Annotated in this window: 11 protein-coding genes; 10 read left to right on the forward strand and 1 reads right to left on the reverse strand. The window is 62.9% G+C overall.

Translation table 11 applies throughout. From position 1 onward, the window contains the following. Genes ftsL through murB form a run of 10 tightly spaced genes read left to right on the forward strand, consistent with a single transcriptional unit; the run spans nt 1 to nt 12,431 of the window. Nucleotides 1-501 carry a cell division protein FtsL gene (ftsL, locus tag GFM02_RS28905; RefSeq protein WP_072637784.1) on the forward strand — a complete coding sequence of 167 codons (501 nt, stop codon included), beginning with the start codon at nt 1-3 and terminating at the stop codon, nt 499-501. After that, nucleotides 501-2,261, forward strand: coding sequence for a peptidoglycan D,D-transpeptidase FtsI family protein (locus GFM02_RS28910; RefSeq protein ID WP_168272113.1), 1,761 nt, complete (start codon nt 501-503; stop codon nt 2,259-2,261). Before ftsL ends, GFM02_RS28910 begins: the two co-directional genes overlap by 1 nt. Nucleotides 2,262-2,267: 6 nt before the next feature. Continuing rightward, nucleotides 2,268-3,788, forward strand: coding sequence for a UDP-N-acetylmuramoyl-L-alanyl-D-glutamate--2,6-diaminopimelate ligase (locus GFM02_RS28915; protein ID WP_168272112.1), 1,521 nt, complete (start codon nt 2,268-2,270; stop codon nt 3,786-3,788). Next, nucleotides 3,785-5,218: a UDP-N-acetylmuramoylalanyl-D-glutamyl-2,6-diaminopimelate--D-alanyl-D-alanine ligase gene (locus GFM02_RS28920; protein WP_168323544.1), complete on the forward strand. Its 1,434-nt coding sequence runs from the start codon at nt 3,785-3,787 to the stop codon at nt 5,216-5,218. The genes GFM02_RS28915 and GFM02_RS28920 overlap by 4 nt, the downstream gene beginning before the upstream one ends. A 22-nt stretch (nt 5,219-5,240) precedes the next feature. After that, the gene (gene mraY, locus GFM02_RS28925) at nt 5,241-6,341 is read left to right on the forward strand and encodes a phospho-N-acetylmuramoyl-pentapeptide-transferase (RefSeq protein WP_003541415.1); all 1,101 of its coding nucleotides are present in this window, start codon (nt 5,241-5,243) and stop codon (nt 6,339-6,341) included. A gap of 7 nt (nt 6,342-6,348) precedes the next feature. Continuing rightward, on the forward strand, nt 6,349-7,761 hold the full coding sequence (murD, locus tag GFM02_RS28930; protein ID WP_168272110.1) for a UDP-N-acetylmuramoyl-L-alanine--D-glutamate ligase: 1,413 nt from the start codon (nt 6,349-6,351) through the stop codon (nt 7,759-7,761). A 1-nt stretch (nt 7,762) separates the two neighbouring features. Next, nucleotides 7,763-8,917 (forward strand): putative lipid II flippase FtsW, encoded by a 1,155-nt coding sequence (gene ftsW, locus GFM02_RS28935; protein WP_168272109.1) that lies wholly within the window; start codon nt 7,763-7,765, stop codon nt 8,915-8,917. A 6-nt stretch (nt 8,918-8,923) separates the two neighbouring features. Beyond that, nucleotides 8,924-10,048 carry an undecaprenyldiphospho-muramoylpentapeptide beta-N-acetylglucosaminyltransferase gene (gene murG, locus GFM02_RS28940; protein ID WP_168272108.1) on the forward strand — a complete coding sequence of 375 codons (1,125 nt, stop codon included), beginning with the start codon at nt 8,924-8,926 and terminating at the stop codon, nt 10,046-10,048. Then, a complete protein-coding gene (gene murC, locus GFM02_RS28945) occupies nt 10,045-11,460 on the forward strand; it encodes a UDP-N-acetylmuramate--L-alanine ligase (RefSeq protein WP_018485165.1) in 1,416 nt (471 codons plus the stop codon). The genes murG and murC overlap by 4 nt, the downstream gene beginning before the upstream one ends. Continuing rightward, complete coding sequence (murB, locus tag GFM02_RS28950; RefSeq protein ID WP_168272107.1) at nt 11,457-12,431, forward strand: UDP-N-acetylmuramate dehydrogenase; 975 nt, start codon at nt 11,457-11,459, stop codon at nt 12,429-12,431. Before murC ends, murB begins: the two co-directional genes overlap by 4 nt. 4 nt (nt 12,432-12,435) lie before the next feature. On the opposite strand, the gene GFM02_RS28955 is transcribed toward murB, so the two are convergent. Then, entirely contained in the window at nt 12,436-13,365 is a 930-nt protein-coding gene (locus GFM02_RS28955; protein WP_168323545.1) for a UDP-glucose 4-epimerase family protein, read from the reverse strand. Between the last annotated feature and the right edge of the window lie 4 nt (nt 13,366-13,369).

The following is a 13,369-nucleotide window of genomic DNA, read 5'->3' on the forward strand; positions in this document are numbered from 1 at the left end:
ATGCTGAAAACGTTCGATCTCGTGCTCATCGGCGTCATGACGGCCACCGCCACCGTGACCTACACGATCAAGCACCGCGCCGAATTGAAGGTCGAGGAGGTTCATCGCCTCGAAGCAGAGATCAAGCTTGAGAAGGACACGATTGACCTTCTCAAGGCCGACTGGGCGCTGCAATCGCAGCCGAACCGGCTGGAGCGGCTGGTCAAGGCCTATAATGAAGAATTGAAGCTGCAGCCGACGGAATCGACGGCGCTCGTGCATGCCAAGGAATTGCCGATGCTGAAATCCGAGGTTCCCGTGCCTGACGTGACGGAGGCAAAGGTCAGCGCCAAAGGCGCGACCGTGGCCAGCGCCAAGAGCGCGACCGAGGCCAGCGCCAAGGGCGCGCCAGGCACCAAGGGCGCGCAAGCCACTGCCAAGGCGCAGCCCGTTCCGATGCCCGCTCCGCGCGGCGAGGCAGAGGATGCAGACCAGATCGAAACCGGATCGGTGGAGGAATAATGTCGTTTCTTTCCCGCATCATGGTTTTGAAGAGCCAAGCGCATTTCTCCGCCGGCGTCTATAACCGGTTTGGCGGTCCTTCCCCCGCCGGCCTGGCGATCGAGGGGTCGCGCAAGAAGAAATCAGGGCAGGCAAAAAGCCGCGTCGGCCTGCTGATCCTTGGCTTCATGGGCGTCTACGCCGTCATCGGCGGCCGGCTCGTCGAATATGCGATGAAGGACCAGGAGGTCGTCTCCAGCATCCTGCCGCCCGACCGGCTGATGGCCTCGCGCCCCGACATTCTCGACCGCAATGGCGAGGTGCTGGCCACCGACATCCGCACCGTCTCGCTGTTTGCCGAGCCGAACAAGATCGTCGACGCCGACGAGGCGGTCGAGAAGCTTGCAACGGTGCTGCCCGAGCTCGACGTCAGGGACACTTATAAGAAGCTCTCGGTCAAGACCTCGCATTTCGCCTGGCTGCGCCGGCAACTGACGCCGAAGCAGCAGAGCCAGATCCTGGCGCTCGGCATTCCCGGCATCGGCTTCCGGCCGGAGAAGCGCCGCTTCTATCCGGGCGGGGCGACCGCCGCGCACATCCTCGGTTACGTCAACATCGACAACCGCGGTGTCGCCGGCATGGAGAAATTTATCGACGACCAGGGGCTTGCCGATCTCGCCTCCGTCGGCATGACCAGCGACCAGCCGCTCGAGCCGGTGCGCCTTTCGATCGACCTGCGCGTGCAGAACATCGTTCGGGACGTGGTCGTCAACGCTGTCAACAACTTCCAGGCCAAGGGCGCCGGCGCCGCGGTCATAGATGTGCATACGGGAGAAGTGCTGGCGATGGCATCGGCGCCGGATTTCGATCCGAACGATCCGCAGGAAGGCGCCAAGGAGGGTTGGCTCAACCGGATGACCAACGGCACCTTCGAAATGGGTTCTACCTTCAAGACCTTTTCGCTGGCCATGGCGCTTGATAGCGGCAAGGTGAAGATGACCGACAGTTTCGATGCCAGCAAATCGATCTATATCGGCGGCTTCACCATCCACGATTTTCACGGGCAGCGCCGCTGGCTCACCGTTCCCGAGATTTTCCAGTATTCTTCGAATATCGGTACGGCGCGCGTCATCGATATCGTCGGCATCGACGCTCAGAAGGAATATCTCACCAAGTTAGGCCTCTTGACGAAGATGCAGACCGAGCTGCCCGAAGTGAAGATGCCGAGCCAGCCGCGCGTCTGGAAGAAGATCAATTCGATCACGATTTCCTTCGGCCATGGCGTCTCGACGACGGCGCTGCAGACAGGGGTGGCGGCTGCCGCACTCGTCAACGGCGGCAAGCTGATCGAGCCGACATTCCTGCCGCGCACACGCGAACAGGCCGATCAGATCGCCAAGCAAGTTCTTAAGAAGTCGACTAGCGACGAAGTGCGCCATCTCCTCGATTTCAACGGTTACAAGGGATCGGGGCGGGTCGCCCGCGTGCCGGGTTTTGCCGTCGGCAGCAAGACCGGCACGGCGGACAAGGTGGTGAATGGGCGTTACTCCTCGACGCTGAACTTCAACTCCTTCATCTCCGCTTTCCCGATCGATAATCCCCGATATGCCGTTATCACCTTCTGCGACGAGCCAAAAACGGGCGAAAAGCAATATGGCGGAACGCTCTCCGCAGGTACCGCCGGTCCGATCGCCCGCGACATCATCAGCCGCGCGGCCCCTATTCTCGGCATCGAGCCGAAATTCGGGGAGGGCGGATCGGCCTTGCTGGTGTCTTATTGAGTGTGAATGAATATCGACGCCGATTCGCGAGGGGTGAACCGGCTTCAAGAGAGAAAAGTGCATTCGATGAAATTGCGAGACCTGGCCGGAGATCAGTTTCCGGAACTTGAAGCACAGCTCGAAGGCCCGGCAGGCCTGCTTGATATTTCAGGCCTGTCTTCGGATAGCCGCAAGGTGGCGCCGGGCAATGTCTTCGTCGCGGTCGCCGGCACCAGGGCTGATGGCGCGGGCTTCATCGTGGATGCCGCCGGCCGCGGCGCTGCCGTCGCCATCGCCGCCCAAGCCGTCGATGCTTCGATCCCCGTGCTGGCGGTCAAGGAGCCGCGCCGTTTCCTTTCCATCGCCGCCGCGCGTTTCCACGGCAGGCAGCCCGACACCATGGTCGCCGTCACCGGCACGGCGGGCAAAACCTCCGTCGCTTCTTTCACCCGGCAGATCTGGGCGCATGCCGGCCACGCGGCCGCGATGATCGGCACGACGGGCGTCGTCTCACCGACGCGCAACGAATATGGCTCGCTGACGACGCCGGATCCGGTGTCGCTGCATGCGCTGCTGGCGGAACTTGCCGGAGAAGGCGTGACACATGCCGCGATGGAGGCCTCCAGCCACGGTCTCGACCAGTGCCGGCTCGACGGCGTCAGGCTTGCGGCCGCCGCCTTCACCAATCTTGGCCGAGACCACATGGATTATCATCCGACCGTCGAGGCCTACCTGGCCGCCAAGATGCGGCTTTTCGATACGCTGTTGCCGAGGGGATCGCCCGCGGTGATCTTTGCCGACGATCCGTGGTCGGCGCAGGCGATCAAGGCCGCGACCGATGCCGGTCACGACATCCGTACCGTCGGGCGGAAGGGCGATTATCTCTCGTTGAAGCGCGTCGAGCACTTCCGCCACAAGCAGATGGCCGAGATCCATATCGGCGGCGAGATCTTCGAGGTGGACATTCCGCTGGCGGGCGATTTCCAGGTGGCCAACGCGCTGGTTGCAGCAGGGCTTGCCATGTCGACCGGCGTTGAGGCGAAGGTTGCAATGGCCGCGCTCGAGAAGCTCGTCGGCGCGTCCGGCCGTCTCGAACTCGTCGGCCATACAAAAGACGGCGCGCTCGCCTATGTCGACTACGCCCACAAGCCGGATGCGCTGGAAAATGTGCTGGGCTCGGTCAGACCCTTCACTACCGGTCGCGTCATCGTCGTTTTCGGCTGCGGCGGCGACCGTGACCGCGGCAAACGGCCGATCATGGGCGAAATCGCCTGCCGACTTGCCGACGTCGTTATCGTCACCGACGATAATCCGCGTTCGGAGGAGCCGGCCTCGATCCGGGCGGAGATCATGGCGGCAGCAAGCTGCGCCGCGGAAATCGCCGATCGCGCCATGGCGATCCGCGAGGCGGTCGGCATGCTGAGATCCGGCGATACGCTGATCGTCGCCGGCAAGGGGCATGAGGAAGGGCAGACGATCGGCGGCATCACCCTGCCGTTCTCCGATCATGCGGAGGTGCGCAAGGCCTTGGAGGAGTTGAAATCTTGAGCTGGCTCTGGACGACGGAAGACATGATCGCAGCGATGGCGGGGCGCCCCTTCGGCACGCTGCCCGAGGGCATCACCGGCATTTCCATCGACAGCCGCTCGATTACTCCAGGCCAAGCCTTCTTTGCGATCAAGGGCGACCGCGTCGACGGTCACGACTACGCCTCGATGGCGATGGCGAACGGCGCTTCCCTTCTCGTCGTCAGCGAGGCGAGGCTTCCCGCCATGGGCCGCCTGACGGTGCCGATGATCGTCGTGGAAGACGTGCTCGCGGCACTTGGCCGGCTCGGCCTTGCCTCGCGTGAGCGCGCGCGGGCCCGGATCATCGCGGTGACGGGATCTGTGGGAAAGACGACCACCAAGGAAATGCTGCGGCATGTGCTGTCGCCCTCCGGCAAGGTGCACGCCTCCGTCGCCTCCTTCAACAATCATTGGGGCGTGCCGCTGACGCTGGCGCGCATGCCGGAGGATACGGATTACGGCGTCTTCGAAGTCGGCATGAATCATCCCGGCGAGATTCGGCCGCTGGTGGCGATGATCCGTCCCGATGTCGCCATCATCACGACGATCGCGCCGGCGCATCTCGGCAATTTCAAGAACATCAAGGAAATCGCCGCCGCCAAGGCCGAGATCTTCGAGGGGCTCGAACCCGGTGGCCATGTCGTGCTCAACCGCGACAACGACCAGTTCAATTTCCTCGACCGCACGGCGCAGTCGCTCGGCATCGAGCATATCCATTCTTTCGGCCAGCATGCCAAGGCCGAATTCCGGCTCGCAGAATTCAACGGCTCCGACGAGAATTCGACGCTGTGGCTGACGATCGGCGGCGAGACGCTGGAGGTCGCGCTCGGCGCGCCGGGCCGCCATATCGCTGAGAATGCGCTCGCAGCGCTCGGCGTCGTCAGGATCGTCGACGCCGATATGCAGAAGGCGATCGAAGCGCTTGCGACGCTGAGGCCGGAAAAGGGCAGGGGCAAGCGCCACCGGCTTTCGATCGGCGGCGGCAGCTTCACGCTGATCGACGAGAGCTACAATGCCAATCCGGCCTCGATGCGCGCGGCGATCGCGCTGCTGGCAGCCTCCGAGCCGACCGGCCGCGGACGCCGTATCGCCGTGCTCGGCGACATGCTTGAGATGGGCGAGTATGCGCAAAAGGTCCATACCGACCTTACCGTGCCGCTGCTTGCTGCCGGCATCGAACATGTCTGGCTCGCAGGAGCCGAGATGGCTGCGCTCAAGGAATCGTTGCCGGAAAGCGTCCATGTCGAATATCGCGAGAACACGGACGAATTGACGGATTATGTATTGAACTCGGTCGCGCCAGGCGACGTGTTGATGGTGAAATCGTCTCTGGGCATCGGTTTCGGCAAGATCGTCGCCGCGCTCCTTGACAAGTTCCCGCCATTTGCCGACACGCAACGCGAATTTTGATCGGGTAAACAAGGGGCCCTGAATGCTGATCTGGCTTGTCGAACTGTCGGAATATTTCAAATTTCTGAACCTGTTCAGATATATTACCTTCCGCACGGGGGCTGCTCTCTTCACCTCAGCACTGATCGTCTTCCTGTTCGGGCCGACGATCATCAATTCGCTGCGCATCCGGCAGGGCAAGGGCCAGCCGATCCGCGCCGACGGGCCGCAGACGCATTTCAAGAAGGCCGGCACGCCGACCATGGGCGGGCTCATGATCCTCGCCGGCATCGTCGGCGCGTCGCTGCTCTGGGCCGATCTTTCCAACGTCTATGTCGTCGCCACGCTGCTGGTAACGCTGGGCTTCGGTGCGATCGGCTTCTACGACGATTATCTCAAGGTAACGAAGCAGAGCCACATGGGCTTTTCCGGCAAGGCGCGGCTCGGCATTGAATTCGTCATCGCCGGCATCGCCGTCTATTTCATGATGCGCACCGCCCTTGCCTCGGGGATTGCCGGCTCGACCTTCGGCTCCTCGATCGCCTTTCCCTTCTTCAAGGACTTCATGATCAATATCGGCATCATGTTCGTCGTCTTCGGCGGCTTCGTCATCGTCGGCGCCGGCAATGCCGTCAATCTGACTGACGGTCTCGACGGGCTTGCCATCGTGCCTGTGATGATCGCCGCCGCCTCCTTCGGCGTCATCGCCTATCTCGCCGGCAACGTGGTGTTTGCGAACTACCTGCAGATCAATTTCGTGCCCGGCACCGGCGAACTCGCCGTCGTGCTTGGCGCCGTCATCGGCGCCGGCCTCGGCTTTCTCTGGTTCAACGCGCCGCCGGCCGCCATCTTCATGGGCGACACGGGGTCGCTGGCACTCGGCGGCACGATCGGCACCGTCGCCGTCGCCACCAAACACGAGATCGTCATGGCGATCATCGGCGGCCTCTTCGTCATCGAGACGCTGTCGGTCATCATCCAGGTCGGCTTCTTCAAGATGACTGGCCGGCGTGTCTTCCTGATGGCGCCGATTCATCATCACTTCGAGAAGAAGGGCTGGACCGAGAGCCAGGTAGTGATCCGCTTCTGGATCGTCGCCGTCGGCCTTGCGATGCTCGGCCTTTCGACGCTGAAGCTCCGGTGAGGCAGCGATGATCCCGGTCACGACGCTCAAGGACAGGAAGGTCGCGCTCTTCGGGCTCGGCGGCTCCGGCTTTGCCACCGCCCGGGCGCTGATATCAGGTGGTGCCGAGGTGACCGCCTGGGACGACAATCCCGACAGTGTCGCCAAGGCAGCTACCGAAGGTATCAGGACCGAAGACCTGCACAGCATCGACTGGAGCCAGCAGGCGCTGTTCGTGCTGTCGCCCGGCGTGCCGCTTACCCATCCGAAGCCGCATTGGACCGTCGATCTTGCGCGGGCGGCCGGCGTCGATATCGTCGGCGACGTCGAACTCTTCGTGCGCGAGCGCCGTGCCCATGCGCCGGATTGCCCCTTCATCGCCATAACCGGCACCAACGGCAAGTCGACCACGACGGCGCTGATCGCCCATATCCTGAAATCATCAGGCTACGACACGCAGCTCGGCGGCAATATCGGCACGGCGGTGCTGACGCTCGAGCCGCCGAAGGCCGAGCGTTATTACGTCGTCGAATGCTCCTCCTACCAGATCGATCTGGCGCCGACACTGGACCCGTCTGCCGGCATTCTGCTCAACCTGACGCCCGATCATCTCGACCGTCACGGCACGATGCAGCATTATGCCGATATCAAGGAAAGGCTGGTCGCCGGCAGCGATGTCGCGATCGTCGGCGTCGACGACAGCCATTCGGCGCTGATTGCCGACCGTGTCGAGCGGGCAGGCGTCAAGGTGGTCCGTATTTCGCGCCGCAACGTGCTGGCCGACGGCATCTACGCCGAGGGCACCAAACTCATCCAGGCCGCCGGCGGTGCCATGCTGCCCTTCGCCGATCTCGACGGCATCCAGACGCTGCGCGGCAGCCATAATGCGCAGAACGCTGCAGCCGCCGTCGCCGCCTGCCTCGCCGTCGGGGTTTTCGCCGACGACATCCGCACTGGTCTTGCCTCGTTTCCCGGCCTCAAGCACCGCATGCAGCCGGTCGGGCAGCGTGGCCGCGTCGTTTTCGTCAACGATTCCAAGGCGACCAATGCCGATGCCGCAGCACCGGCTCTTTCGAGCTATGATCGCATCTACTGGATCGCCGGCGGCTTGCCGAAGGCTGGCGGCATTACGACGCTTGCTCCCTATTTTCCGCGCATCGCCAAGGCCTATCTGATCGGTGAGGCGGCGGCGGAATTCGCTGCGACGCTCGGCGAGGCCGTGCCTTACGAGATCTCGGGCACGCTGGAGCGCGCCGTCGCGCATGCGGCCGCCGATGCCGAACGCGACGAAAGCGCTGCTTCGGCCGTGATGTTATCCCCGGCTTGCGCAAGCTTCGACCAGTATAAGAACTTCGAAGTCAGGGGCGAAGCCTTCGTCGGCCACGTGGCAGCGCTTGACGGTATTGCGATGCTGATCGGTCCGGCAACAGGAGAGAAATGACATGGTAAGCCGCGCGGAACGTGGGCCTCTGGCCGATTGGTTCTGGACTATCGATCGCTTCTTTCTGGCAATGTTCATCTTCCTGATGGGCATCGGCTTCATGCTGTCGTTTGCGGCATCTCCTGCGGTCGCCGAGCGCATTGGGCTCGAGCCCTTCCATTTCGTCAAACGCCATGCGGCCTTCATGATCCCGTCGATCGGCGTCATGCTCGGGCTATCGTTCCTGACGCCACGCCAGGTGCGGCGAACCGCGATCCTGATCCTGATCGTCTCGGTCGCCATGATGGTGCTGGTGCTGTTCGTCGGGCAGGAGGTCAAGGGTGGCCGGCGCTGGATCTGGATCGCCGGTCTTTCCGTCCAGCCGTCGGAATTCATGAAGCCTGCCTTCGTCGTGGTCTGCGCCTGGCTGTTTGCCGAACATGCGCGCCAGCCGGAGATCCCCGGCAATCTCTTTGCCATTATTCTGTTCGGCATCGTCGCGGCCCTTCTCGTCGCGCAACCGGACCTCGGCCAGACCATCCTGACCACGGCCGTCTGGGGGGGGATGTTCTTCATGGCCGGCATGCCATGGATCTGGATCATGCTGCTCGGTATCGGCGGCGCCGGCGGCCTGCTCAGCGCCTATTACGTCTTTCCGCACGTCGCCGGCCGAATAGACAAGTTCATGACCGGCGAGGGTGATACGTTCCAGATCGATACCGCGCGCGAGGCGATCATTCGCGGCAGCTGGTTCGGCCAGGGACCGGGCGAGGGCATCGTCAAGCGCATCATCCCGGATGCGCATACCGACTTCATCTTCTCGGTCGCGGCCGAGGAGTTCGGCATCGTGTTCTGCATGGCGCTCGTGGCGCTGTTTACCGTGCTGGTACTGCGCGGCCTCTCGCATGCCTATCGCGAGCGGAACGACTTCAACCGCTTCGCCGTCGCCGGCTTGGTGCTGCAGATGGGCATCCAGTCGATCATCAATATCGGCGTCAATCTCGAACTGCTGCCGGCAAAGGGCATGACGCTGCCGCTGATTTCCTATGGCGGCTCGTCTATGGTGGCGATCTGCGTCACCGCCGGCTTCATTCTGGCGCTGACGCGCCATCGACCGGAAAAACGCGCGCAGGACCGGAGCCTCTTCCGCGTCCCGCACGGCATGCCGGCGGAGTAGAAGACTATGAGCAAAGGCATCGTGCTGCTTGCCGCCGGAGGGACCGGCGGCCATGTGTTCCCGGCGGAAGCGCTGGCCTTCAAGCTGAAGGAGCGCGGCTATTCGGTGCATCTCGTCACGGATAGCCGGGCCGAGCGTTATGCCGGCAAGTTCCCGGCCGAGGAGATCCATGTCGTGCCGTCGGCGACGATCGGCTCGAAGAACCCGGTTGCCGTCGCCCGCTCGTTATGGACGCTTTGGAGCGGCATGCGGGCGGCGAAGAAGCTGATCCAGCGGCTACAACCTATCATCGTCGTCGGTTTCGGCGGTTATCCCACCGTGCCGCCGCTGCTTGCCGCCACCCGGCTCGGCGTGCCCTCGATGATCCACGAGCAGAACGCCGTGATGGGACGCGCCAACAAGGCCTTGGCAACTCGCGTGCAGGCCATTGCCGGCGGTTTCCTGCCGGAGGGAGGCGCTGCCTTCCCGGACAAGACGATGACGACTGGCAATCCCGTCCGCCCGGCAATCATCGCCGCAGCCGAGGTGCCTTACACGCCGTCGCATCCAGGCGAGGCCTTCAATCTCGTCGTCTTCGGCGGCAGCCAGGGTGCGCAATATTTCTCCAAGGCGCTGCCGACGGCGATCAGCCTGCTCGACGATGCGCTTCGCGTGCGCCTGCGCATCACCCAGCAGGTACGTCCCGAGGATATGGAGATGGTCAGCGGCTGCGTCGCCAAGCTGGAGATGGATGCCGATATCGCCCCCTTCTTCACCGACATGGCCGAGAGGCTGGCGAGGGCGCATCTTGTCATCTGCCGTTCGGGCGCCTCGACGGTTTCGGAAATCTCGGTCATCGGCCGGCCTGCCATCCTTGTGCCTTACCCGCACGCTCTCGATCACGACCAGGCGGCGAATGCGGCGGCACTCGCTGCGGCCGGTGGGGCGAAGGTGATCGCCCAGTCGGAGCTTTCGCCGGAGAAGATCGCGGCGATCCTGACGGCTGTGATGAACGATCCGGAAAAGCTTTCGCACATGGCGGCGGCGGCGAAACTCGCCGGGAAACCCGATGCCGCGAACTTGCTTGCCGACATGGTTGAGGCTATTGCCGCCAGACGGACAATTGCGGAATTCAAGAGGACACGCGCATGAAACTGCCGAAGACGATCGGTCTCGTCCATTTCATCGGCATCGGCGGCATCGGCATGAGCGGTATTGCCGAAGTGCTGCACAATCTCGGACACAAGGTGCAGGGATCGGACCAGGCCGACAGCGCCAATGTCCAGCGCCTGCGCGACAAGGGCATCGAGGTGTTCGTCGGCCACCGGGCCGAAAACCTGGGCGAGGCTGAAGTCGTCGTCGTCTCGACGGCAATCAAGAAGAGCAATCCGGAACTCATCGCCGCGCGCGAAAAGCTGCTGCCGGTGGTGCGCCGCGCCGAGATGCTCGCCGAGCTGATGCGCTTCCGCAATGCGATAGCCATCGGCGGCACGCATGGCAAGACGACGACCACCTCGCTGGTCGCCACACTGCTCGAAGCCGGAGGGCTGGACCCGACTGTCATCAATGGCGGCATCATCAATGCCTACGGCACCAATGCCCGCATGGGCGAGGGCGAGTGGATGGTGGTCGAGGCCGACGAATCGGACGGCACCTTCCTGAAGCTTCCGGCCGATGTCGCGGTCATCACCAATATCGACCCGGAACATCTCGACCATTACGGCAATTTCGACGCCGTGCGCGCCGCCTTCCGGCAGTTCGTCGAGAACGTGCCGTTCTACGGCTTCGGCGTTATGTGTCTCGACCATCCCGAGGTGCAGTCGCTGGTCGGCCGCATCGAGGACCGCAAGATCATCACCTATGGCGAGAACCCGCAGGCCGATGTGCGCTTCAAGAATGTGCGCATCGACGGCACGCGCTCGATCTTCGACGTCGAAATCCGCCGCCGCCGCACCGGCCAGGTGATCGAACTCAAGGGGCTGGTCATGCCGATGCCCGGACGGCATAATATCTCCAACGCGACGGCGGCGATTGCCGTTGCCAACCGGCTCGGCATATCGAGCGCCGATATCGCCAAGGGGCTTGCCTCCTTCGGCGGCGTCAAGCGCCGCTTCACGCTGACCGGCGAGTGGAATGGCGTGCAGATCTTCGACGATTACGGCCATCATCCGGTCGAGATCAAGGCGGTGCTGCGCGCCGCCCGAGAATCCTGCAAGGGCCGCGTCATTGCGGTCCACCAGCCGCACCGCTTTAGCCGTCTTGCGAGCCTGTTCGAGGAATTCGCCGCCTGCTTCAACGATGCCGACAGCATCTTCCTGGCACCGGTCTATGCGGCGGGGGAGGATCCGATCGAGGGTATCGATTCCGTGTCGCTGGTCTCGCGCATAAAATCCGGCGGCCATCGCGACGCCCGCTTTCTAACTTCGGCGGAGCTTCTGCCGCAGATGGTCGCGGAGGTTGCAAAGCCTGGCGATTTCGTGGTTCTGTTGGGGGCTGGGAGCATTACATCCTGGGCAGCGGCACTGCCCAAGCAACTGGAAGGCCTATCGGGAAAGTCCGTATGAAACAGGTGAATGGGGAAAAGCTTCTCGCGTCTCTCGGAGACGGTGTAAAGGATATCCGCGGCCGTATCACGCCGGATGCCCCAATGGACCGCGTCACCTGGTTCAGGGCTGGTGGCTTGGCCGAGCTGATGTTCCAGCCGCATGACATCGACGATCTCGTCGCCTTCCTGAAGATATTGCCGGAAGAGGTGCCGCTGACGGTGGTCGGCGTCGGCTCCAACATCCTGGTGCGCGACGGCGGCATTCCCGGCGTCGTGCTGCGCCTGTCGGCCAAGGGGTTCGGCTTCGTCGAGCTTGCCGGCGAAAACCGGATTCTCGCCGGCGCCATCTGCCCTGATAAACATGTAGCGGCGATGGCGATGGATAACGGCATCGGCGGCTTCCATTTCTATTACGGCATTCCAGGCGGTGTCGGCGGCGCGGCGCGCATGAATGCCGGCGCCAACGGTGTCGAGACGCGCGAGCGGCTGATCGAAGTCAACGCTGTCGATCGCAAGGGCAACAAGCATGTGCTTTCCAATGCCGAGATGGGCTATTCCTACCGGTATTCGGCAGCGCCCGCCGACCTGATCTTCACCTCCGTGCTGTTCGAGGGCTACCCGGAAGAGCGCGCGCAGATCCGCGCCGAGATGGACGCCGTGCGCAATCATCGCGAGACGGTCCAGCCGGTGCGCGAAAGGACCGGCGGTTCAACCTTCAAGAACCCGGCCGGCCATTCGGCCTGGAAACTGATCGACGAGGCAGGCTGCCGCGGCCTCGTCATCGGCGGAGCGCAGATGTCGTCGCTTCACTGCAACTTCATGATCAACATGGGGCAGGCAACCGGCTATGATCTCGAATATCTTGGCGAACAGGTGCGTCGCGAGGTCTTCGAAAAAGACGGCATCAAGCTCGAATGGGAAATCAAACGCCTCGGCGTCTTCATGCCCGGCCGTGAGGTGCGTCCGTTCCACGGTGTGACGAGCGAATAGCGGTTTACATCACTGCAAGCTTCAGGCCTTCGCGTGGCGTGACAAGAGGCGACCAGCCGAGCACGTCGCGGGCATGGGATATATCGACCTGCAGGGAACCGCAAAGACGCTGGTAGACTGCGCTCTTTCCCGTGACTCTCGCGCCCATCTGCAACAGCGTTGGGGGGAAGGGGAGCAGCATTGGTTTGACACCTAGCCCTGCGGCAATCCCTTCGATAAGCCCGGGAGTCGAAAGGTCTTCTCCATCGCCTGCGAGAAAGGTCAGGCCGGCTGCGCTGGGATGCTTCATCCCGGCGATGATCAGATCGACGAGATTTGGAAGCGCGACCAGTGTCCGGCGGTTCTTCAGCGACGCGAAAGGGAGCGGCATTTTCTTCCGGACAAGTCCGACGAGCAGGGCGAAATTGCCCCGCGCGCCGGGTCCATAAACGAGCGGCGGGCGAATGACCACGACCTCCATGCCTGTTCGGGCGGCGATTTCATGCAGCCCGATTTCAGTTTCCAGCTTCGAGATGCCATAGGGATCGATCGGCATTGGCGTATCGTCATGCCGGAAGGGCCGATCGTTCTCCTCGCCATTGACCTTGATACTGCTGAGGAAGACGAACCTTTTTACGCCTGCGCGGGCGGCCTGTGCGGCGAGGTTCAACGTGGCGGCGGTGTTGATGCGGCGAAATTCCGCAAGCGGATCGGCTGCGCGGTCGTTCATGATGTGAACACGAGCGGCGAGATGGACGATGACATCGATACCCTCGAGAACTGCCGTCCAATCGGTTTCGCTTGTTATCTCGATGGGGAAATGCCGCACAGATGTCTGGAAGCTGGCGGCTGCAGATCGCGTGGTCACCGCAAGCTCGCATATCCGCTCTCCATGCAGTCTTTCGACGAGAGGCCCACCGACAAAGCCGGCTGCGCCGGTAATGAGGCATCGCATGATC

This window comes from Rhizobium leguminosarum bv. viciae, assembly GCF_012276115.1.
Lineage (GTDB): Bacteria > Pseudomonadota > Alphaproteobacteria > Rhizobiales > Rhizobiaceae > Rhizobium > Rhizobium leguminosarum_T.

Excerpts from the sequence above, each read along its gene's own strand:
- murC (WP_018485165.1), top strand. The coding sequence starts at position 10,045 with ATGAAACTGCCGAAGACGATCGGTCTCGTCCATTTCATCGGCATCGGC.
- GFM02_RS28915 (WP_168272112.1), top strand. The coding sequence starts at position 2,268 with ATGAATATCGACGCCGATTCGCGAGGGGTGAACCGGCTTCAAGAGAGA.
- ftsL (WP_072637784.1), top strand. The coding sequence starts at position 1 with ATGCTGAAAACGTTCGATCTCGTGCTCATCGGCGTCATGACGGCCACC.
- murG (WP_168272108.1), top strand. The coding sequence starts at position 8,924 with ATGAGCAAAGGCATCGTGCTGCTTGCCGCCGGAGGGACCGGCGGCCAT.
- mraY (WP_003541415.1), top strand. The coding sequence starts at position 5,241 with ATGCTGATCTGGCTTGTCGAACTGTCGGAATATTTCAAATTTCTGAAC.
- ftsW (WP_168272109.1), top strand. The coding sequence starts at position 7,763 with ATGGTAAGCCGCGCGGAACGTGGGCCTCTGGCCGATTGGTTCTGGACT.
- murB (WP_168272107.1), top strand. The coding sequence starts at position 11,457 with ATGAAACAGGTGAATGGGGAAAAGCTTCTCGCGTCTCTCGGAGACGGT.
- GFM02_RS28910 (WP_168272113.1), top strand. The coding sequence starts at position 501 with ATGTCGTTTCTTTCCCGCATCATGGTTTTGAAGAGCCAAGCGCATTTC.
- GFM02_RS28955 (WP_168323545.1), bottom strand. The coding sequence starts at position 13,365 with ATGCGATGCCTCATTACCGGCGCAGCCGGCTTTGTCGGTGGGCCTCTC.
- murD (WP_168272110.1), top strand. The coding sequence starts at position 6,349 with ATGATCCCGGTCACGACGCTCAAGGACAGGAAGGTCGCGCTCTTCGGG.